At 66.3% G+C, this 20,916-nt stretch carries 17 protein-coding genes; 10 read left to right on the top strand and 7 right to left on the bottom strand.

Translation table 11 applies throughout. The annotated features are described in order from the left end of the window. Positions 1-101 precede the first annotated feature (101 nt). The gene (locus KHN93_RS07420) at positions 102-2,246 is read left to right on the top strand and encodes a TonB-dependent siderophore receptor (protein WP_212579343.1); all 2,145 of its coding nucleotides are present in this window, start codon (positions 102-104) and stop codon (positions 2,244-2,246) included. Between the two features lie 241 nt (positions 2,247-2,487). Continuing rightward, entirely contained in the window at positions 2,488-3,537 is a 1,050-nt protein-coding gene (gene hpaM, locus KHN93_RS07415) for a type III secretion-associated outer membrane-bound protein HpaM (protein ID WP_039511620.1), read from the top strand. A 67-nt stretch (positions 3,538-3,604) separates the two neighbouring features. Here the strand turns inward: hpaM and asnB are convergent, their stop codons facing one another. Further along, positions 3,605-5,299, bottom strand: a complete 1,695-nt coding sequence (gene asnB, locus KHN93_RS07410; RefSeq protein WP_212579342.1) for an asparagine synthase B — start codon at positions 5,297-5,299, stop codon at positions 3,605-3,607. Positions 5,300-5,660: 361 nt separating this feature from the next. On the opposite strand from asnB, the gene KHN93_RS07405 reads away from it, so the two are divergent. Then, complete coding sequence (locus KHN93_RS07405; RefSeq protein ID WP_212579341.1) at positions 5,661-6,533, top strand: tetratricopeptide repeat protein; 873 nt, start codon at positions 5,661-5,663, stop codon at positions 6,531-6,533. 241 nt (positions 6,534-6,774) lie between these two features. On the opposite strand, the gene dapE is transcribed toward KHN93_RS07405, so the two are convergent. The 6 genes from dapE to map form a co-directional block, all read right to left on the bottom strand. Next, a complete protein-coding gene (gene dapE, locus KHN93_RS07400; protein WP_212579340.1) occupies positions 6,775-7,905 on the bottom strand; it encodes a succinyl-diaminopimelate desuccinylase in 1,131 nt (376 codons plus the stop codon). A 111-nt stretch (positions 7,906-8,016) separates the two neighbouring features. Further along, the gene (locus KHN93_RS07395) at positions 8,017-8,373 is read right to left on the bottom strand and encodes an arsenate reductase (RefSeq protein ID WP_047124215.1); all 357 of its coding nucleotides are present in this window, start codon (positions 8,371-8,373) and stop codon (positions 8,017-8,019) included. Continuing rightward, on the bottom strand, positions 8,370-8,843 hold the full coding sequence (locus KHN93_RS07390; RefSeq protein WP_212579339.1) for a hypothetical protein: 474 nt from the start codon (positions 8,841-8,843) through the stop codon (positions 8,370-8,372). Before KHN93_RS07390 ends, KHN93_RS07395 begins: the two co-directional genes overlap by 4 nt. Next, a complete protein-coding gene (gene dapD / locus KHN93_RS07385; RefSeq protein WP_212579338.1) occupies positions 8,840-10,006 on the bottom strand; it encodes a 2,3,4,5-tetrahydropyridine-2,6-dicarboxylate N-succinyltransferase in 1,167 nt (388 codons plus the stop codon). The genes KHN93_RS07390 and dapD overlap by 4 nt, the downstream gene beginning before the upstream one ends. A 22-nt stretch (positions 10,007-10,028) precedes the next feature. Next, positions 10,029-12,638: a [protein-PII] uridylyltransferase gene (locus KHN93_RS07380; protein WP_212579337.1), complete on the bottom strand. Its 2,610-nt coding sequence runs from the start codon at positions 12,636-12,638 to the stop codon at positions 10,029-10,031. Beyond that, a complete protein-coding gene (map, locus tag KHN93_RS07375) occupies positions 12,635-13,411 on the bottom strand; it encodes a type I methionyl aminopeptidase (RefSeq protein WP_039520326.1) in 777 nt (258 codons plus the stop codon). The genes KHN93_RS07380 and map overlap by 4 nt, the downstream gene beginning before the upstream one ends. Positions 13,412-13,729: 318 nt before the next feature. Here map and KHN93_RS07370 point away from each other — a divergent pair, with 318 nt between their 5' ends. From KHN93_RS07370 to rpsB, 7 genes are all read left to right on the top strand, one after another. Beyond that, the gene (locus tag KHN93_RS07370; RefSeq protein WP_039530071.1) at positions 13,730-14,254 is read left to right on the top strand and encodes a Csu type fimbrial protein; all 525 of its coding nucleotides are present in this window, start codon (positions 13,730-13,732) and stop codon (positions 14,252-14,254) included. 8 nt (positions 14,255-14,262) lie between these two features. Next, positions 14,263-15,033: a fimbrial biogenesis chaperone gene (locus KHN93_RS07365; protein WP_047125670.1), complete on the top strand. Its 771-nt coding sequence runs from the start codon at positions 14,263-14,265 to the stop codon at positions 15,031-15,033. Between the two features lie 16 nt (positions 15,034-15,049). Further along, positions 15,050-17,401, top strand: coding sequence for a fimbria/pilus outer membrane usher protein (locus tag KHN93_RS07360; protein WP_104561613.1), 2,352 nt, complete (start codon positions 15,050-15,052; stop codon positions 17,399-17,401). Further along, positions 17,398-18,432, top strand: coding sequence for a Csu type fimbrial protein (locus tag KHN93_RS07355; RefSeq protein ID WP_104561611.1), 1,035 nt, complete (start codon positions 17,398-17,400; stop codon positions 18,430-18,432). The genes KHN93_RS07360 and KHN93_RS07355 overlap by 4 nt, the downstream gene beginning before the upstream one ends. 48 nt (positions 18,433-18,480) lie before the next feature. Then, positions 18,481-18,813 (top strand): hypothetical protein, encoded by a 333-nt coding sequence (locus KHN93_RS07350; protein ID WP_104561609.1) that lies wholly within the window; start codon positions 18,481-18,483, stop codon positions 18,811-18,813. Positions 18,814-18,815: 2 nt separating this feature from the next. Continuing rightward, positions 18,816-19,523 carry a fimbrial biogenesis chaperone gene (locus tag KHN93_RS07345; RefSeq protein ID WP_104561607.1) on the top strand — a complete coding sequence of 236 codons (708 nt, stop codon included), beginning with the start codon at positions 18,816-18,818 and terminating at the stop codon, positions 19,521-19,523. A 412-nt stretch (positions 19,524-19,935) separates the two neighbouring features. Continuing rightward, entirely contained in the window at positions 19,936-20,757 is an 822-nt protein-coding gene (gene rpsB / locus KHN93_RS07340; RefSeq protein ID WP_026064294.1) for a 30S ribosomal protein S2, read from the top strand. Positions 20,758-20,916: the final 159 nt, after the last annotated feature.

Here is a 20,916-nt window from a genome sequence, read left to right as displayed (position 1 = left end):
GGATACCCAAGTGTCCGCAGCCACGCCCGCCCACCGACCTGCCCAATCAAGCGAGCACAACATGCTAAGATGCATTTGATAACCATTCCCATTAGTGACCAATGCGCCCCACGCTCCTTGTCACCGCGCTCGCCGCTGTCTTGGCTTTGCCCTCGCCCCGCGCCTTCGCCCAACAACACACCAGCACCTCGGCAGCCGTCACCGACCTCGATGGCGTCGACGTCGTCGGCCGTGCGCAGACGCTGTACAAATCCGACGATGCCGCGGTGGCCACACGCACCGACACGCCGTTGTCGCTGGTGCCGCAGTCGGTGCAGGTGCTGCCGCGCGAACTGATCGACGACCAGGCCGCGCGTCAGATCACCGATCTGTATCGCAGCATCAGCGGCATCAGTTTCTTCAGCTATGCCGGCGTCACCCTGCGCGGCTTCCGCCAGGAGAACGTGCTGTACGACGGATTGCGTGGCGATCCGTATGCCGGCTTCTCGGTGCCGCAGCTGTTCAATATCGAACGCGTGGAAGTGCTCAAGGGCCCGGCCGGTGCGTTGTATGGCGGCGGCGAACCCGGTGGCGTCATCAATTACGTCACCCGCAAGCCCGGCCATCAGGCCGCGCGTCGGGTGGAGCTGCAGGTGGGCAATCAATCCTTCGGGGCGGCCTCGTTCGAGGCCACCGGGCCGGCACGCGAAGACGGGCGCATTCGCTACCGCGTTGGCGCCTATGCCGATGGCGAGGACGGCTTTCGCCGCAACACCGATAGCCAGAGCCAGATCGGCGATGCGTCGGTGGCGTTCGACATCGGCCAGACCGGCGAGCTCACGCTGCAGTACACCGACATCACCCAGAACCTGGGCGGCAATCGTCTGCGCGGCGTGCCGGTGGACGACGAAGGCAACTTCCTCACCGACCGTCGCTGGAACCACAACGAACCCACCGATTTCCTCGACATGCGCGCCAAGGTGGCGTTCGCGCAGTACCGCTTTGCGCCGTCGGATGCATGGGATGTGGACATGGCGATGCGCTGGTTCAAGAACGACGAGCATCAGATCTATCACGAGCCGATGGGCCTGATCGACCGCGATGGCGACGGCACCGCCGAATGGATGACGCGGCAGCTGCGCAACCAGTTCCGCGACAACGATGCGATCTCCAGCAACGTCAACGCGGTGTTCCGCACCCGCATCGGCGCGGTCGAGCACAAGCTGCTGATGGGCGCGGACTACTATCGGCTGGATGCGGATTTCCGCGCGCAGACCGCCAACACCGCAGACACCGGCCGCGTGCGTGGGCCGGTGCCGGGCATCGACCTGTTCAACCCGGTATACGGCCGCAGCGGCTTTTACGACTACGGCCTGGACAGCCTGCCCTGGCGCGCCACCAGCACCCGCAGCCAGCGCTATGGGGCGTATCTGCAGGACGAACTCACGCTGACGCCGCGCTGGTTTGCGATGGCCGGACTGCGTTGGGACGGCTTCAAGGACGACAACCGTCTGGACGGCTCGCGCGTCACCGGCAACGATCTCAGCTGGCGTGTGGGCAGCACCTTCGTGCTGCGCGATGGCATCAACGCGTACGCGAGTTATGCCAGCGGCTTCCTGCCGCAGGATGCGGCCAATCAGGACAGCAGCGTCGGCGGGCCGTTCGATCCCGAGCGCAGCACACAGTGGGAAGTTGGCCTGAAGACCGCGCTCAACGATGGCGGGCTGACGCTCAACACCGCGCTGTATCGCATCGAACGCAGCAATATCGTGCAGGCCAACGGCAGTATCGTCGATGGCGTCAATCAGCTCTCCGCGCTCGGCCTGGTGCGCAGCGAAGGCATGGAAGTGGATCTACTGGCCGACCTCACCGAACGCTGGGTGCTCAACCTGACATACGCCTACAACGATGCACGCGTGCTCGATGCGGGCACCAACGGCATCACCAATGCATCCGGCGACCGCTTCGCCAATGCACCGCGCAACACCTTCGGTCTGTGGACGCGCTACGACCTGCCGGCCTGGAACTCGGCAATTGCCTTCGGTGCCGACTATGTGGGCGAGCGGGTCAGCCTGGAAGGCCAGCGCGTCAAGCCGTACGCCATCTTCGACATCAGCTGGCAGACGCAGTGGGATGCCTGGAAACTACAGGTCAACGTCAAGAACCTGTTCGACAAGGTCTATGCCGCCAGCGGGTTCACCGAACGCACCGGGCACTTTCCTGGCGAACCGCGCCGTATCTACGCGCAGCTAGCCTACAGTTTCTAAGCGTGGCGAACGGGCGCCTGCCCAGGCCTTGAGCGATGCTGCAACTGTGACGCTGGTCGGTCAAAGCGGCCGCTGCACGCACAGTTGCGGCCTCAACCACGGCCGTGCAATGAACCTGCGCCGAATCAGGCAGGCCGGAATCAGCCAGACTTTAACGTCCGGTGGGACACACTAGAGGCCGTCGCGATCTGCAACGTGTTTGCGCACGATCGCCCTCCTCCCCCCACTGACCGGAATCCGCATGCCTCAGCTTGCCCGCTCCGTTTCCGCCCTGTTGCCCCTGCTCGTTGCCACTGCCTGCTCGGCAGCGCCGCCCGCCAAATCCGGCCCACCAGATGCGCCGGTCGCCGCCTGTACCGCCAAGGTGCGCCCCGGTCAGGATCTGCAGAAAGCCATCGACAAGCTCCCGCAAGGCGATGCGCCTGCGGTGCTGTGCCTGGAAAAAGGCGAATTTCCGCTCAACGGCCTGGTCTCGATCCACCGCGGCAATCTCGTCTTGCGCGGCAAGGGCCCGACCACGGTGCTGCGCATGGCCGATGGCGTGCAGCAACCGGCGCTGGTGGTCGGCGACTACGAAAACCAGCAGCCGACCGGCGTGATCCGCAATGTCAGCATCGAAGACATGCAGATCGTCGCCAGCACTGGCGACAAGGAATTCATGCCCGAGCGTCCGTACCTGAGCAATAGCGCGGTGGTCGTGCGTTCCGGCCAGGGCATCCGGCTGGCCGGCCTGCAGGTCAACAAGTGCCGCAGTGCCTGCCTGCTGAGCGAGTACGACACCCGCGAGATCACCATCGAAAACAACGATGTGTCCGGCGCGATCTGGGACGGCGTGTCGTTCAACCGCACCGCCAAGGTCACCATGGTCAACAACTACATCCACGACAACGTGGCTGCAGGCCTGACCACCGAGCATCTGGAAGACAGCGAGATCCGCAACAACCGCTTCGAGCGCAACGGCAGCCAGGGCATCTATCTGTCCGACGCGCGCCGCAACCGCTTCAGCAACAATCAGTTCGACGGCAACAAGGTCGCCGGCGTGTTCCTGGCCTGCGCCATCCGCTATCGCACGCCGGAAATCCTGTGCTGGGACAACAGCATGAGCCAGGACAACGTGTTCGAGAACAACCGCTTCTCCAATACGCCCTTCACCTACACCATCGGTGTGGACCGCGCTGCAAACTGCACGGCGGCCGACTTCAAGCCGAACCTGTGGCGCAACAACCAGGCCGACGTGGCCGGCGTGGATATCGAGCCGCAACGCTACGGATACTGCGTGCGCCACGAGTGATCGCAGCGGCGGCCGGCAGCGCGTGAGCGCATGCCGGCCGCTGAGTTTCAACCTCGATGCAGCAGCGTTACGACGCCAAGGCCTGTTCGTGCACACCGGCAATCGCACGGCCGGACGGGTCGGCCATCGCGGCGAAACTGGCATCCCAGGCGATCGCAGTCGGTGACGAACACGCGATCGACTTGCCACCGGGCACCGTCTCCGCAGCCGCCTGGCTGGGGAAGAATTGCTCGAACAGCGTGCGATAGAAATAGGCTTCCTTGGTCTGCGGCGGATTGACCGGAAAGCGCTTGGAGGCGGCGCCCAGTTCGCGGTCGCTGACATGCGCGGCGGCGTGCGCCTTGAGTCCATCGATCCAGCCATAGCCCACGCCATCGCTGAACTGCTCTTTCTGCCGCCACAGGATCGATTCGGGCAGATAGCCGGCAAACGCTTCGCGCAACACGCCCTTTTCCATCCGCGTGGCGCCGCTGCTGGTCTTGTCGATCATCTTGAAGCTGGCGTCCATGCGCATGGCCACGTCCAGGAACTCGCGATCCAGGAACGGCACACGTGGCTCCACGCCCCAGGCCATCATCGACTTGTTGGCGCGCAGGCAATCGTAGTTGTTGAGTGCATCCAGTTTGCGTACCAGTTCCTCGTGGAATTCGCGTGCGTTGGGTGCCTTGTGGAAATACAGGTAGCCACCGAAGATTTCGTCGCTGCCTTCGCCCGACAGCACCATCTTCACGCCCATCGCCTTGATGCGTCGTGCCAGCAGGAACATCGGCGTGGAGGCGCGGATGGTGGTGACGTCATAGGTTTCGATATGGCGGATGACCTCCGGCAGCGCATCCAGGCCCTCCTCGAAGCTGTACTCGAAGCCGTGATGCACGGTGCCCAGCGCGGCGGCGGCGACTTCGGCGGCGGCCAGGTCCGGCGAGCCTTTCAAGCCGATCGCGAACGAATGCAGGCGTGGCCACCAGGCTTCGGTGGTGTCGTTCTCCTCGATGCGATGACGTGCATAGCGCGCGGCAACGGCGGCGACCAGCGACGAATCCAGCCCGCCGGACAGCAGCACGCCGTACGGCACATCGGTCATCAACTGACGATGCACCGCACGCTCGAAGGCCTCGCGCAATTCCTGCAACTGCACCTGCACGCCTTCCACCTCGGCGTATTCGCGCCAGGAGCGCTCGTAATAGCGGCTCAGTGCACCGGTGGCGCTGTCGTACCAGTGGCCGGGCGGAAACTGCGCGGCATCGGCGCAATCGTCCACCAGCGATTTCAGTTCGGAAGCAACCCGCAAGCGGCCTTCGCGATCGTGGCCCCAGTACAGCGGCACCACGCCGATCGGGTCACGCGCGATGAGCACCCGCCCGGCCGCCTTGTCCCATAGCGCGAACGCAAAGATGCCGTTGAGGCGGTTGAGGTAGGAGGCCGGCGCATCCTCGCGGTACAGCGCATTGATCACCTCGCAATCGGAGCCGGTCTGGAAGGCGTATGGCTGCACCAGCTCCTGCTTGAGCTCGCGATGGTTGTAGATCTCGCCATTCACCGCGAGCGCAAGCGCGCCATCTTCTGACAACAAGGGCTGCGAGCCGCCAGCCGGGTCGACGATGGCCAGCCGCTCGTGCACCAGGATCGCACCGGCGTCGACATACACGCCGCTCCAGTCCGGGCCACGGTGACGCTGCCGCTGCGAACATTCCAGTGCCTGCCTGCGTAATGCCTGCAGATCGTCACCGGGTTGCAGGCCGAAAATACCGAAGATGGAACACATGGAAACACTCCTGATGAAACTGCGGGGGTTGGCGGCCGATGGAAGAGCGTGCTGCACGAGAATGACACCCATAAAAAAACCCGCATCGGCCGATGCGGGTTCTCTGATTCCTGGGCGTTTGGTTTTACTTCGCCTAGTCGCAGACCCGCATCGGCCGCGCACGATTGTTCGCGCGCAGATTGTTGCGGTTGGCGTTATTGACGAGGTTGGGCAGGAGCGATGACATGCCTCGACCGTATCCCGCTTTCGACGGCGGCGCAACTGTTGCGATGGCAACCAAGCCCGGCATCGCAGACCACGCCGCGGTCGCACCGGCGTATTGCGAGGATAATGACCGCCCCCAACAATCGGCAGTAATGGAATGACCCCACGCATCGGACGCATGCCGCCCCTGGCCCTGTTGCTTGCAGTGTTGCTGCAGGCCTGCAGCAGCGCCCCTCCACGCACCGATCCAGTCTATCTGCAGCAGCTGGAACAACACGCGGCCGATGGCAGTTTCGACAGCGCGTGGAGTGCGGCCGAACGCCTGGAGGCACGCAACGACCCGCGCGCCATCCACTGGTACGAACGTGCCGCTGCGATCGCCCCGTGGACGTTCCGCAACACCCGCGCCGAACTGGCGCTGGGACGGATCTGGGCAAGCGGGACGCTCTTCCATCCCGACAGCCCCTACATCGACCAGCGCGTCGCATTACGTGCGTCGCCGCGCAAGGGCGAGCATTGGTACCTGGCAGCGGCCATGCATGGAAACCCGTATGCCATCGCCGAGCTCGCCAAGTTTCACCGCGACCGTGGGGAGGCGGCTGCGGCGTTGCGCTGGGATCTGCGCGCGACGATCTATGAGCGCTCCGCATCAGGATCGTCGGGGCTTCCCGCCGCCATCGCGCCAAGCGGAGGTGCATTGCACCCGCTGGTACGCGACATCCAGCGCCGCGCCCGTAACGGCGATGCCGAGGCGCAGGTCGATCTTGGCGCACTCCATGAAAAAGGAATGGGTGGCGTGGACAGAGACGGTACGGAGGCGCTGTGCTGGTACCGGCGCGCGGCGGACCAGGGCAATGTGTATGGTCAGTATTTCTCTGGTCTGCTGCTCGGACGCGGCAGCAGCGGCGTGACGCGCGACGTGGAGACGGCGGCAACCTGGTTTGCCAAGGCGTCCGCACAGACGTTCTATATCGCGGACGAATCGCATTGGCGCGAGGCGATCAAATCGCCGTTCTGGACGTTCGACTAGCCCCCCGAGCCTTGTGCGTCCATGCCACCTGGCAATGCAATGCAATGCAATGCAATGCAATGCAATGCAAGCGCGATGCAAGCGCGATGCAAGCGCGATGCTGCTGCAATCCAAAAGGTCTTAGTGCAGCTTGGCGATGCCCGCGTCGCGCAGCAGCATCGGCATGCCGCAGGTGAACGCGTGCCGTGCGCTGGCTGCGTAGTGTGCAAACCAGCGCGCGGCATGGGCATGTCCTGGCAACTCAGACCAGCAGGCGTTCGATCAGCGTGCGGTACAACGCCGGCAGCGCTTCCAGGTCGGCCACGCGCACGTGCTCGTCGACCTGGTGGATGCTGGCGTTGACCGGGCCGACCTCGATGCATTGCGCACCCAGCGGCGCGATGAAGCGCGCATCGGAGGTGCCGCCGCCGGTGCTTTCTTCCGGCGGTGCGCCGGCGAACTGGCCCAGCACCTCGCGTGCGACGCTGCGCAGGCGGCCTTCCGGGGTGTAGAACGGCTCGCCGCTGCGATGCCAGCGCAGCGCATAGTCCAGCCCGTGGCGATCCAGCAATGCGGTGATTTCCGCTTCCAGCCGCGGCGCATCCCACAGCGGGGTGTAGCGCAGATTGAAGGCCACCTGCAGCTCGCCCGGAATCACGTTATTGGCGCCGGTGCCGGCATGGATGTTCGACACCTGCAGGCTGGTCGGCGGAAAACTCTCGAAACCCTCGTCCCACTGCCGCGCCACCAGCTCGGCCAAGGCCGGCGCGGCCAGATGGATCGGATTGCGCGCCTTGTGCGGATACGCCACGTGCCCCTGCACGCCCTTGACGACCAACGTGCCGGACAGACTGCCGCGGCGGCCCACGCGCAGCAGGTCGCCCAGCCGTTCGGTGGACGACGGCTCGCCGGTGATGCACCAGTCGATCGCCTGCCCGCGCGCGCGGAACAGCTCGGCCACTCGCCGCACGCCGTCGATGGCATCGCCTTCTTCATCGGAGGTCAGCAACACCGCCAGCGTGCCGGCATGCTGCGGGTGGGCGGCGACGAACTGTTCGGCAGCGATCGCGAAGGCGGCCACGCTGCCCTTCATGTCGGCCGTCCCGCGCCCGTACAGCACACCATCGCGGATCTGCGGATCGAACGGATCGCTGGTCCAGGCCTCGCGCGGCCCCGGCGGCACCACATCGGTGTGGCCAAGCAGCACCAGCACCGGCGTACCGCTGCCATGTGTGGCCCACAGATTGTCGACCTGGCCCAGGCGCAGATGCTCGCAAGCGAATCCGGCAGCCTCCAGGCGCCGCGCAAGCAGCGCCTGGCAGCCAGCATCGTCCGGTGTCACCGAGGCACGTGCGATCAGCTCGCAGGTCAGTTGCAGTACGTCACTGGTCATGCTCGTCCTTCCGATAAAAGATGCACCTGGGCTGCCGGCATCGGCAGGTCGCCTGCCTTCCCCGCGCCCGCCCCGCACAGGCCTGTGCGAACCGATGACGCGGTGGCGCCATCAGGCGATGTTGAAGCGCGCCTTGAACCCGTTGTCGGAGAAGCCCTGGCTGAGCGCGCCATCGTCGCTCACCACCACCGGGCGGCGGATCAATTGCGGGTATTCGCGCAGCAGCAGCTTCCATTCGGCGTCCGAACCCGGCGTCTTCTTGTTGTCGGGCAGCTGGCGCCAGGTAGTCGAGGACTTGTTGATCAAGGCCTCGAATCCGCCGGCCTGGCCGGCCCAATCCACCAACGTCTCCGGCGCGGGCGTGTGCTCGCGGTAATCGACGAAGCTGTAGGCCACGCCGAAGCGGTCCAGCCACTTGGTCGCCTTCTTGCAGGTGTCGCAGTTCTTCAATCCATAGAGCGTGGTCATGTCGTCGCCTTTTCGACTCCGCGGCGCGCGTTTGCACGCGCCAACAGGGTGGTTACCAGTTGATCGTGTTCCTGCCCGTGTGCGGGCAGGAACATCACATCGGCGCGTGTGCCGTGGAATTTCAGCGCCATCCGCCGCGGCGGAATCAGCCATGCCGCATCGACCGAGCGCAACTCGGCCAGGTCCACATGCTGCGACCGTCCTTGTTGCACGATCTCCAGTGCATCGCCCGCATCGCGGACCTGTGCCCAGCGGGCGGATGCCCATGCCAGACGCAGGGTCATCAGCACCACCAGTGCAGGCGCCAGCCAGCGCAGGACCTCCAACTGCTGCGGCACGCCATCGCGCAGCAGCGAGCCTGCCACGTAGAGCGCTACCCATCCCAACCACAGGGCCGGGATGCCCCAACGGACCCAGCCACTGAGCGGCCGCGACAGCATGGTGCCGCGCGCAGGCTGCGCGGTACTCAATCGGCCAGGCCGCGCAGCAATTCGTTGACGCTGGTCTTGCTGCGCGTCTTGGCATCCACCTGCTTGACGATCACCGCGCAATACAGCGAGTGCGAGCCATCTTTCGACGGCAGCTGGCCGGACACCACTACGCTATAAGGCGGCACGTAACCGTAGGAAATCTCGCCGGTGGCGCGGTTGTAGATGCGTGTGCTCTGGCTGATGAACACGCCCATGCCGATCACGCTGTGGTGCCCGATGACCACGCCTTCGACCACTTCCGAACGCGCACCGATGAAGCAATGATCCTCGATGATGGTCGGGCTGGCCTGCAGCGGTTCGAGCACGCCGCCGATGCCGGCGCCGCCGGACAGATGGCAATGCGCGCCGATCTGCGCACACGACCCCACCGTGGCCCAAGTATCGACCATGGTGCCTTCGCCCACATACGCGCCGATATTGGTGAAGCTCGGCATCAGCACCACGTCCTTGCCGAAGTAGCTGCCGCGCCGCGCCACCGCACCCGGCACCACACGCACGCCGGCCTTGCGGAACTCGGCCTCGCCGAAGCCGGCAAAACGCGACTCCACCTTGTCCCAGAACGGTGCCGGCTGCGCGTCGATCACGGCCATCTCGTTGACGCGGAAATACAGCAGCACCGCCTTCTTCAACCACTCGTTGACGGTCCAGCCACCCTGCCCGTCCGGCTCGGCGACACGGAACTCACCAGTCTCCAGGCCGTCGATGACGCGGGTGACAATGGCGCGGGTGGAGCCGTCGATCTCGTCGACGGTCAGGCTGGCGCGGCGCTCGAATGCGCTTTCGATGCCGAACTTGAGCTCGTCAGTACCCACCGGCGTTGCAGCGCCGCGCACGGTCTTTTCGGCGATCGGCAGTTTCTTCGCGGCTGCAGCCTTCTTGGCGGCCGGTGCGGACACCACGCTGGTCGGCTGCTTGGCCACGCGCGGGGCCGCACTGGTCGCCGGCTTGGTCGCGCTTTTCTTGGTCACCTGCTTGGTAACGCTCTTGCTGGCGGCCACAGGCTTAGCAGCCACCGCGGTGGCCTTGCGCTTGTCGACGGCCGGTGCCTGGGGCACTTTGCCGCTCTTGCTCGGCGCGCGCTTGGGCGCTGCGCCGGTGGGGGTCGCGCCCTGCTTGCGCGCGGTCTTCTTGCTGGTGGCCATGGGGGGTCTCCGAACGGACTACTTAGGTGGGATCGAGGCAGGCGCACAGCGCGTCGCGCAGCGCCTGCCGGGCGGATTCGGGCAACGGGCGGTCGTGCTCGTCGGTGATCTGGAACTGGTCTTCGGCGCGCTCGCCGAAGGTGGCGATGCGCGCATCGTGTACACGCAGGTGTTGCAGGCGCAGCACATTGGCCACATCGGCCAGCAAGCCGGGGCGATCGGGCGCAACCAGACTGATGCGGGTGCGGCGGCCACCGGCGCTCTCGCTGAACTCCACGCGCGGCGCAAAGCGGAAGTGGCGCAGCTGGCGCGGCACCGCACGCCGCGAGGGCCGCACCTTGTGCAGGTCGCCGGCCAGCACCTGGCGCAAGGCTGCGGCCAGGCGCTGCGGGTCGCCATCGGCGGAACTGTCCTGCGGCAGCACTTCGAACACGTCGAAGATCGCATCGTGCGGCGCATCCAGCACGCGGGCGCGATGGATGCCATACCCCTTGCGATCCAGCGTGGCGACGATCGCGGAGAACAAACCATCGCGATCGGGGGAATACACGAACACTTCCAGCGCATCGTTGTCCGGCACCGCGCGCCGCGCCTTGACCATGGTCTGGCCGATCTGCACCTCGATCAGCGACACCGCCTGCCAGGCCAGTTGCTCGGGACGGAAGCGCAGGAAGTTTTCATCCGGCATGCCGGCGAACTGGCGGTCGATGGTGGCATCGTCGTGGCCTTGCGCCTGCATCAGCGCGCGAGCGGACTCGCGCGCTTCGCGCAGGCGCTCTTCGCGCGGCGGCGGATGCTCCAGGCCCTCGCGCAGCGCGCGCCGCGCGGCGAAATACAGGTCGGCCAGCAGCCGGTCCTTCCACGCGTTCCACAGCTTGGGACTGGTGCCGGCAATGTCGGCGCAGGTCAGCAGATACAGGTAATCCAGGCGCTCGCGCGTGCCGACCAGGGTCGCGAAACGGTGGATTACCTCCGGGTCGGAGATGTCCTGCTTCTGCGCGGTGACCGACATGCGCAGATGCTGTTCGACCAGCCAGGCCACCAGCGCGGTATCGCCTTCGCTGAGCCGGTGCGCCTGGCAGAACGCGCGCGCATCCACCGCGCCCAGCTCGGAATGATCGCCGCCGCGGCCCTTGGCGATGTCGTGAAACAGGCCGGCCAGCAGCAGCAATTCCGGCTTGCGCAGGCGCGGCCAGACTTCGTGGGTGATCGAAAAACGCTCGTCGGCGCGACCGGCGGCAAACAGCGAGATGTTCCGCAGCACCATCAAGGTGTGCTGGTCCACCGTGTAGACATGGAACAGGTCGAACTGCATGCGCCCGGACACGCTGGCGAATGCCGGAATCCATTGGCCGAGCACACCCAGGCGCGCCATGCGGTTGAGCGACTCCACCGCCCGCGGGCCGCGCAGCAGTGCCATGAAGCGGTCGCGCGCGGTCGCATCGGCGACGTCGTAGGCCGGCAACTCGCGCAGCACCTCGGCCAGCGCGCGCGCGGTCAGCGAATGCAGCCCGCGTACCTCGCGGTGCGCCGCCCACTGCGCAAACAGCGCAAAGACCTGCAGCACATCGCCGGCCGGCCAGTCCTCTGCATCTGCGGCCAGATAACCGCGACGCAGACTGAAGCCCTCGCCCAGCGGCTCCGGCACCGCCTCGCCGTCGAACTGTTCTTCGAAGCGTTGCAGCAAGCGGTCGCTGATACGGCGGATCAACGCAGCGCTGCGGTAGAAGCGCTGCATCATCTTTTCCACGCCCAGGCTTTCCGGGTCGTCGGCAAAGCCCAGCCGCTCGGCGAGCGTCTTCTGGTAATCGAACCCCAGCCGCTCTTCCGGCCGTTTGGCGACCAGATGCAGGCCGAAGCGTAAGCGCGCCAGCTCCTCGCGTTCGCGCCGCAGCGCTACGGCCTCGTCGAAACCGACATGGCCGAGCCCGACCAGCGCCTCCAGATCCTTGACCCCGAACGCGCGCAGCGCCATCCAGCCCAGCGTCTGCAGGTCGCGCAGACCGCCGGGGCCGTCCTTGATGTCCGGCTCCAGATTGTCGGCGGTATCGCCGAAGCGCTGGTGTCGCGCCAGTAGCTCTTCGCGCTTGGCCTGGAAGAACTCGCGCGCCGGCCACACCTGTTGCGGCGAAATCGCTGCCGCCAGCGCGGCACGCGCCTGGCTGCCGGCCACCAGCGGGCGCGATTCGATCAAGGCGGTCAGCACCGTCTGATCGGCGGCCGCGGCGGTGCACTGCGCCGGCGAGCGCACCGCGTGGCTGATCGGCAGTCCCACATCCCACAGCAAGGCGAACAGCCGCGCCAGGGCCTGCTCATGCTGTTGCTGCACGCCGGTCTTGCCCAGCACCAGCACATCCACATCCGAGCGCGGGAACAGTTCACCGCGCCCATAACCGCCGACGGCATGCAACGACAGCCCGGCATCGGCCGGGATGCAGCGCGTCCACGCATTGCGCATCAATTGATCGACCGCGCGGGCACGCAGGGCCACCAGGCGTTCGATCGGCTCGCCCTGGTCGAAGCGCTTGCACAGCCGCATGTCGGCATGCACCAGCAGCGGGCGCGCTTGCGCGGCCCACTCGGCATCGCCGGCGACACCCGGGTCGGGTCGGTCCGCCGGCGTGGCCGTCATACCGGAGCGGGAGCGTTCGGCGACAGCGTCAGCACATCCACGCCATCTTCGGTCACCGCGACCATGTGTTCCCACTGCGCGGACAACTTGCGGTCCTTGGTCACCACGGTCCAGCCGTCCGGCAGGGTCTTATGGTGGTAGGTGCCTTCGTTGATCATCGGCTCGATGGTGAAGGTCATGCCGGGCTTGAGCACCAGGCCTTCGCCGGGACGGCCGTAATGCATCACCTGCGGCTCGTCGTGGTAGACCTTGCCGATGCCGTGGCCGCAGTAGTCGCGCACCACGCTGAAACGCTCGGCTTCGGCGAACTTCTGGATCGCGTGGCCGACATCGCCCAGCGTTGCGCCCGGCTTGACCGCACGGATGCCGCGCCACATCGCCTCGTAGGTGGTTTCCACCAGCCGCTTGGCCATCACCGACGGCGTGCCGACGTAATACATGCGGCTGGTGTCGCCATGCCAGCCGTCCTTGATGACGGTGACATCGATATTGACGATGTCGCCGTCCTTCAGGACCTTGGCCGCGCTCGGGATGCCGTGACAGATCACGTTGTTGACCGAGGTGCATACGCTCTTGGGAAAGCCGCGGTAGCCGACGTTGGCAGGAATGGTGCCTTGCACGTTGACGATGTGGTCATGGCAGATGCGGTCCAGCTCGGCCGTGGTCACACCCGCCTGCACATACGGCGCCACGACATCGAGCACCTCGGCAGCCAGACGGCCGGCGACGCGCATCAGTTCGATTTCTTCTTTAGTTTTCAGATTGACGCTCATGACAGCGATTATCGCCGATTCGGGCTGAATCTGAACGGCCTGCGCGGGCGTTTTTTCTGCTGGAGGCAATCCGCCGTCAAAACGGACGGGGCAGCAGGAAACTGGCGGCGCCGCGTATTCATGTGTGACGCACTACCGCGCGCGTCAAAAAGTCCATGAACGGGGTCATCCGAAAGACATCGCAATTTTGCGAAAACTCTCAGGATAAACAGCGAGATAGCCAAATCATTCAGGGTAATCTTTGGCACAGCTGATGCATTGGAGGCAGGGCGACGAGTCGTCGCGTCACCAATGACCAGACCGGTCAAGGAAATGTCCATGCGTACTGTCCGCCCTGTCCTGCTGTCCCTCGGCCTGCTCTCGACCATTGGCGTTGCCACTGCAGCAGATACCACCACATTCAACGTCAAGATCGCCGTCACCAAGGCCTGCACCATCACCGCTGCCTCGGCGACGGACGTCGACTTCGGCTCGGTGTTGTCCACCTCCACCGCCAACGCCGACGCCAACGGCAGCGTGACCGCGCAGTGCACCGCGCTGACCCCGTACAACATCGCCTTGAGCGCGGGCAGCAATGCCGGCACCGCCAACGACGTCACCACCCGCCGCATGAAGAACACCGATGCGCTGGTCACCACCAACAACTTCATCGCCTACCAGCTGTACCAGGATCTGGGCCGCAGCACGGTATGGGGCAGCACCACCGGCACCAATACGCTGAGCCGCACCGCCACCGGCATCAACCAGGTCTATCCGGTCTACGGCCGCGTGACCAACCCGTCGGCCAACAATCCCGCGACCGGTACCTACCAAGACACCATCACCGCCACGATCGTCTACTGAGCGCGCGCATGCCATTGCACCACCGCCTGTCGTACCGGATGCCGGCCTGGCTAGTCGCGGCCGGATTGAGCCTGACGCTGGCGCTTGGCAGCGGCGTGCCGCTGCAGCCGGCCCATGCGGCCAGCCTGCAGCTGGCGCCGACCTCGCTGACGCTGAGCGCACAGCAGTCCGCCGACGGGCTCTGGCTGAGCAACAGCGGCAGCGCGCCGGTGCAGGTGCAGACCCGCGCCTATCGCTGGACCCAGCGTGACGGCAAGGACCAGCTCGACCCGACCCAGGAACTGCTGATCAGCCCGCCGATGCGCACGCTGGCCGCCGGCGAGCGCCAGCTGATTCGGGTGATTCGCGCCGGGCCCGCGCCGACCAGCGAGGAAGTCTGCTACCGCATCATCGTCGACGAACTGCCCAACGCCGATGCGGATCGCAAGGGTATGCAGTTCGTGTTGCGCTACTCGGTGCCGATCTTCCTGCTGCCGCCGGGCAAGACCGAATCCACCCCGACCTTGAGCACGCAGGTGATTGCCGGCAGCGACGGCAATGCGCAGATCCAGATCAGCAACACCGGCAATGGGCACGCCCAGGTCGCCGACCTGCAGCATCGGGTCGATGGCACGACCAGGACGGCATTGAACGGGCTGGTGGGTTATGTCCTGCCCGGCCAGACCATGCGCTGGTCGCTGGGGGCACCGCTGGCCCAGTTCGGCCGCGGCACCATCATCGCAAGGATCAATGGTGAGGCGGACGAACGCACCTTGTTGGCCGCGCCAGCAGCGCCGTGATGCGGGCCGGCTGGCGATGACGCTGCTTGCGACCGCCACCTGCCTGGCACATGCCGCCTCCGGCGATCTGGCCGACATGGCGCCATTGCCCGATCAGGCGCCGCAGAACGTGGCAGCCCTGCCGCAGACGCTGTACCTGGATGTCAGCCTCAACCAGGCCGAGCGCGGCCTGGCACCGTTCGAACTGGTGGACGGTCACCTGCGCGGCTCGGTCGACACGCTGCGCAAGCTGGGCTTCCTCCTGGCCGACCGCGCCGCCAGCGAGCTGGTCGACCTGGATCGCCTGCCCGACGTGGAGGTGCGCTACGACGCTGCGCTGCAACGGCTTGCGTTGCAGGTGCCGCTGGCGCAGCTGTCGCTCTCCACCACGGTACTGAAGGCCGAACAGGTCGCACCGCCCAGCGCCACTGCCTCGCCGGGCATGCTGCTCAATTACGACCTCTATGCCACGCGCAATGCCGGGGCCAGCAGCGTGTCGCTGGCGACCGAAGTGCGCGGTTTCGGCATCGGCCGCGGCATGGTCGACACCACCGCGGTGTTCCTGGCCTACGACCGCCCGCAGGACCAGCGCTGGCGCAGCGAAGCGGTGCGCCTGGACAGCGCCTGGCAGATGGATTTCCCCGACAGCGCCACCAGCCTGACGGTCGGCGACTTCTACAGCGGCTTTGTCGACTGGAGCCGCTCGATCCGCCTGGGCGGGATACAGATCGGCCGCAATTACGCCTTGCAGCCGTACCGCGTGCTCACTCCCACGCCAAGCTTCCTGGGCGAGGCGGTGGTGCCGTCGACGGTGGAGCTCTACGTCGACGGGCTGCGCCAGTACAGCGGCCAGGTGCCGGCCGGCCCGTTCCAGCTGGCCGCGCAACCCGGCATCAGCGGCACCGGGCAGGCGCAGATCGTGGTGACCGATGCGTTCGGCCAGGTGCGCCGGTTGGACTTCGCGTTCTATGGCACGCCGCAACTGCTGGCGCGCGGCATTTCCGAGTGGTCGGCCGGCATTGGCCATCTGCGCCAGGACTACGGCGTGCGCTCGTTTTCCTATGAGTCGCGCACGGTCGCCAGTGCCACCCTGCGCAAGGGCCTGCGCGAGGACTTCACCATCGAAGCGCATACCGAGGCCGGCGGCGGCGTGGTCAACGCCGGTGCCGGCGGCGTGTGGCTGCTCGGCGCAGGCGGCGTGGTCAACGCGGCCTACGCGCATAGCCGGATGGATGCGCTGCGCGGCGGCCAGTACGTGCTGGGGTATGCCTGGAACAACCGTCGTTTCAACTTCACTGTCGGCACCCAGCGCACCCACGGCGACTATCGCGACCTGGGCGCGCTGCAGGGCGCGTTGCCGGCGCGCATCAGCGACCGCGCGGTGTTCGGCATCAACGTCAATCCGATCGGCTCGCTGGGCACCAGCTATGTGCGGCTGAGCTACCCGCAAGGCGACACCTCGCGCTACGCGAGCCTGTTCTGGTCGCGCAGTTTCGGGCGCAACTGGGCGGCCAATCTATCCGGCAACCAGAATCTGGATGTGCGCAGCGACCGCAGCCTGTACCTGTCGCTGTCGACCACGTTCGGCGAGCTGCGCCAGGCCAGCGCCTCGATGCAGCGCAACGGCAACCGCACCGGATTCGTGGCCGATCTGAGCCAGCCGCTGCCCGGCGACGGCGACCTGGGCGGGATCGGTTGGCGCCTGCAGGGGCGTGCCGGCGACGATGCCAACGGCGGCTTGGCCGAGCTGGGGTGGTTGAACCGCGTCGGCCGCTACAACCTCGGCGTCGCCAACCAGGATGGCGCCAACTTCGGCTATGCCAGCGCCAGCGGCAGCCTGGTGTGGATGAACGGCCGCGGCTTTGCCGCGCGCGATATCCAGGATGCCTTCGCGGTGGTCTCCACCGACGGCCAGCCCGGCATTCCGGTACGGCTGGAGAATCGCCTGATCGGCGTCACCGACGCGCGCGGAATGCTGCTGGTCACCCCGCTGCAGTCGTGGCAGCGCAACCAGCTTTCCATCGACACCCTGAACCTGCCGGCGGACCTGCGCGTGGACCGCGTCGATACCGCGGTGACACCGCGCCAGCAGTCCGGGGTGGCGGTGCGCTTCGGCATCACCCGGGTACGTGCGGCCATGATCGTGCTGCATGACGCCCAGGGCGTGCCGTTGCCGGTCGGCAGCGTGGTGCAGCGCGAAGGCGATGCCGAACGCGTGGTGGTGGGCTACGACGGCGAGACCTATCTGGACAACCTGCAGACCGACAACCGCATCCTGGTGGAGCTGCCGGATGGTCGTTGCAGCGCGCGCTTCACCTACCCGGCCAACCCCGGCGGCATTCCGCGGGTCGGCCCGCTGCCCTGCGTCCTCGAGCAGAAAACCCCATGAGCCTGCCCGCACTGTGGCGCCTGGTCGTTGCGCTGGCGATGGCCACGTTGTGGCTTGCACCCGGCCAGGACGCGCGCGCGGACACCACCTGCAGCGTTACCCTCGGCACCCCGCTGGCGTTCGGCAACGTGGCGGCCAACGGCACCACCGATGCGGTGGCAACGCTCAACGTCTCCTGCGCGACCGCCGCGCTCAGCGTGCTCGGCTATGCCCAGGTGAGCCTGTGCCTGGACCTCGGGCCGGGCAGCGCCAGCAATGGGCTGTACGCGCCGCGCCGCATGCTCAACCCCACCAGCGACAGCCTGGACTTCCAGATCTACAGCGAGGCCACGCGGACCCAGGTCTGGGGCGCCACCGGGTCGACGACGCCCTCGCCGCGCCTGCTGACGTTGTCCTACGGCGTTCCGGTGGTCACCGGCGGCTCGCAGACGACCAGCGTCACCGTGTACGGGCGGATTCCGGCCAACCAGATCCTGTCGGTCGGCAACCACACCAGTAATTTCGGCGGTGCCGACACGGTGCTGCGCTACTCCTACAACGAGAGCGTCATCGGTGTGCCACCGGCGCCGAGCAGTTGCACGGCCGGCGGCAGCGGCGCCAAGACCGCCAGCAACGCGTTCCCGTTCACTGCCTCGGCCAACGTGCCGGCACGCTGCAATACCTACGTCACCACCGACCTGGATTTCGGCAGCATCGCCGGCACCATCGATACCGCCATCGACCGCACCTCCACCATCAGCCTGTCGTGCACCAACCGCACCGCCTGGAACATCGGGCTGGGCGATGGCATCAATGCCACCGGCAGCGTCCGGCGCATGCGCCATGCCAGCAGTGCCAACTACATCGCCTATGAGCTGTACCGGGACGCCGGCCGCGGCAACCGCTGGGGCACCAGCATCGGTGTGGATACGCTCAGCGGTACCGGCAACGGAGTCGCGCAGACGGTGACCGTGTATGGCCGCGCGCCGGCACCGCAACAGCCCATTGCGGGCGCCTATAACGACACGGTGACCGTCTCCATCACTTACTGACAGTTAATAAAGTTCACATCGGGGGCGTCGCTATTTGTTACGTCTCCAATGCAAACGATTGCCTTCATGACGCTGGTCACTCTGTTGAAGCGCCTGACGCTGGTCGCCCTCGTCTGCAGCGCGAGCTCTACCGCGGCCAACGCAGCCACCGCTCGCGGCCCGGAAAACTTCACCCTGCACATCGGCCTGCGCCTGCTCAGCGGCTGCGAGCTGCGCACTGCGCCGCCACGCGCCAGCTGTTCTCGAGGCACGCCGATGGCGATCGCCCCGCCGGCCAGCAGCACCGATGCCCCCGCCGTCACCAGCACCGGGCAGGATGCCAGCGCACTTGCCGGGCCAGCGCCTGCCGGCAGCGCGCCCATCACCACGATCGCGTTCTGACCATGGCCGCGTCTCGCTCCTGTTGCGGCCTGCTGGCGCTGGCGCTGGCCGGCCTGGCCATCGGCGGTAGCGCCGTTGCCGCCGAGATCGCCATTGCCCCGACCACCGCACGCATTCCCGCCGACAGCGACCAGGCCACCGTCTGGCTTTACAACCAGGCGGCACTGCCCTGGCGCGCCGAAGCCAAGCTCTACCGCTGGCGCCAGGACGGCGACCGCGAGCTGCTCGAACCGGCCACCGCCGCCACCGTCAGCCCGGCGCATTTCGAAATTGCTCCGCAAGGCCGGCAACTGCTGCGGGTGATCCGCCTGGGCCCCAGCCCGGTGCAGACCGAAGACAGCTACCGGTTGGTGGTGACCCAGCATGCTGCCGGTAACGACACCGAATTGCTGCGCTATTCCACCCCGGTGTTCGCCCTGCCCAGCCAGCCCGGCGACCCGCACCCAGCGCTGCAGGCAAGCCTGTCGGGCCAGGGCAGCGGCCGCGCACTGAAGGTCCACAATGCCGGGCTCAGTCATGCCAGGCTGGCCGACCTGGCCTACATCGATGCCGGCGGCACCCGCCGCAGCATCCGCGATGATCTGGCCGGCTACGTGCTTCCCGGCCAGACCCGCCAATGGCCACTGCCAGCCAACCTGCCCGCCGGCAGTGGCCGCTTCGTGGCACGCATCAATAGCGATATCGAGACGACGTTAGCGTTGGAGCCGTGAGTAGGGAATCGGGAATGGGGAGTCGGTACAGCGCATCGCGGTAGCTGATCCTTCGTGGGCTTGTGGACGCTCACGGAGCTAAGCTTTCCCGATTCCCGATTCCCGATTCCCGATTCCCGATTCCCGATTCCCGATTCGCCAATTGCGCGCGCCCGCTCTGCCGGCTATACTCCGCCGGCTGTTTTGCGTCTCTTGCGCATTGCGTCGTTCACGTCGGACGTCATCGACGAATTCACACCTGCTGCCACCATCCGTGCCGGGGTGCCCCGCGAGGGGTTCGTCACGGAGGCGACAGGGAAGCCCAACCCCGGAATCGTTTGTGCGCATCCTTTCGCAAGGGCCCGCACATCCATGTGCGGACTCTTCAAAGTCCAGTCCGCGCACGTAGATTCCGCTACCAGGAGTTACTTCAATGCCCCAAGTCACCATGCGTCAGATGCTGGAAGCCGGCGTCCATTTCGGTCACCAGACCCGCTACTGGAACCCCAAGATGGCGCCGTACATCTTCGGCGCGCGCGGCAAGATCCACATCATCAACCTCGAGAAGACCGTTCCGCTCTTCAATGACGCGATGAACTTCCTCTCCTCGATCGCGCAGAAGCGCGGCACCGTGCTGTTCCTGGGCACCAAGCGCAGCGCGCGCGAGTCCATCAAGGAAGAAGCCGAGCGTTGCGGCATGCCGTTCATGACCCAGCGCTGGCTGGGCGGCACGCTGACCAACTTCCGTACCGTCAAGCAATCGGTTGCCCGCCTGAAGGAACTGGAGTCGGCCGAGACCGACGGCACCTTCGACAAGCTGGTCAAGCACGAAGTGCTGGGCCTGCGTCGCGAGCGCGAGAAGCTGGACGCCTCGCTGGGCGGTATCAAGGAAATGAACCGTCTGCCCGACGCGATCTTCGTGATCGACATCGGCCATGAAGACATCGCCATCAAGGAAGCCAAGAAGCTCGGCATCCCGGTGATCGCGGTGGTCGACACCAACTACGACCCGGCCCTGGTCGACTACGCCATCCCGGGCAACGACGACGCCATCCGTGCCGTGCAGCTGTATGCACGTGCCGCCGCTGACGCCGTACTGGAAGGCAAGGCTGCTGCGCCGAACTCCGCTTCGGTCCGCGAAGAAGAGTTCTCGGCCGAATCCGCCGACGAAGGCAAGGGCCGTCGCGCTCCGGCCAAGAAGGGCGACAAGAAGGCTGACGCACCGGCCGACGCTGCCGCTCCGGCTGCCGAGTAATCGGCCTGCAATGCGGCCGCACCATGCTGTGCGGCCGCAGCCCCGACGGGTCCAGCGCGGCCCGTCGCCGAGGCCACTGAACATTTCTACGGGGGCGGCCGGCCTGGCTGCGCCGTCTCCTACTGGCGGAACACTCCGCCGCACGCATTCGTCCATATG

The sequence above is a fragment of the Xanthomonas arboricola pv. juglandis genome, assembly GCF_905367715.1.
GTDB lineage: Bacteria > Pseudomonadota > Gammaproteobacteria > Xanthomonadales > Xanthomonadaceae > Xanthomonas > Xanthomonas arboricola.
Note: the sequence above shows the minus strand (reverse complement) of the source record. Positions and strands in the feature narration are given on the sequence as shown.

Bases quoted from the DNA above. Each gene is read 5' to 3' on its own strand.
- KHN93_RS07420 (WP_212579343.1), top strand. From the start codon at position 102: ATGCGCCCCACGCTCCTTGTCACCGCGCTCGCCGCTGTCTTGGCTTTG.
- hpaM (WP_039511620.1), top strand. From the start codon at position 2,488: ATGCCTCAGCTTGCCCGCTCCGTTTCCGCCCTGTTGCCCCTGCTCGTT.
- asnB (WP_212579342.1), bottom strand. From the start codon at position 5,299: ATGTGTTCCATCTTCGGTATTTTCGGCCTGCAACCCGGTGACGATCTG.
- KHN93_RS07405 (WP_212579341.1), top strand. From the start codon at position 5,661: ATGACCCCACGCATCGGACGCATGCCGCCCCTGGCCCTGTTGCTTGCA.
- dapE (WP_212579340.1), bottom strand. From the start codon at position 7,905: ATGACCAGTGACGTACTGCAACTGACCTGCGAGCTGATCGCACGTGCC.
- KHN93_RS07395 (WP_047124215.1), bottom strand. From the start codon at position 8,373: ATGACCACGCTCTATGGATTGAAGAACTGCGACACCTGCAAGAAGGCG.
- dapD (WP_212579338.1), bottom strand. From the start codon at position 10,006: ATGGCCACCAGCAAGAAGACCGCGCGCAAGCAGGGCGCGACCCCCACC.
- KHN93_RS07380 (WP_212579337.1), bottom strand. From the start codon at position 12,638: ATGACGGCCACGCCGGCGGACCGACCCGACCCGGGTGTCGCCGGCGAT.
- map (WP_039520326.1), bottom strand. From the start codon at position 13,411: ATGAGCGTCAATCTGAAAACTAAAGAAGAAATCGAACTGATGCGCGTC.
- KHN93_RS07370 (WP_039530071.1), top strand. From the start codon at position 13,730: ATGCGTACTGTCCGCCCTGTCCTGCTGTCCCTCGGCCTGCTCTCGACC.
- KHN93_RS07365 (WP_047125670.1), top strand. From the start codon at position 14,263: ATGCCATTGCACCACCGCCTGTCGTACCGGATGCCGGCCTGGCTAGTC.
- KHN93_RS07360 (WP_104561613.1), top strand. From the start codon at position 15,050: ATGACGCTGCTTGCGACCGCCACCTGCCTGGCACATGCCGCCTCCGGC.
- KHN93_RS07355 (WP_104561611.1), top strand. From the start codon at position 17,398: ATGAGCCTGCCCGCACTGTGGCGCCTGGTCGTTGCGCTGGCGATGGCC.
- KHN93_RS07350 (WP_104561609.1), top strand. From the start codon at position 18,481: ATGCAAACGATTGCCTTCATGACGCTGGTCACTCTGTTGAAGCGCCTG.
- KHN93_RS07345 (WP_104561607.1), top strand. From the start codon at position 18,816: ATGGCCGCGTCTCGCTCCTGTTGCGGCCTGCTGGCGCTGGCGCTGGCC.
- rpsB (WP_026064294.1), top strand. From the start codon at position 19,936: ATGCCCCAAGTCACCATGCGTCAGATGCTGGAAGCCGGCGTCCATTTC.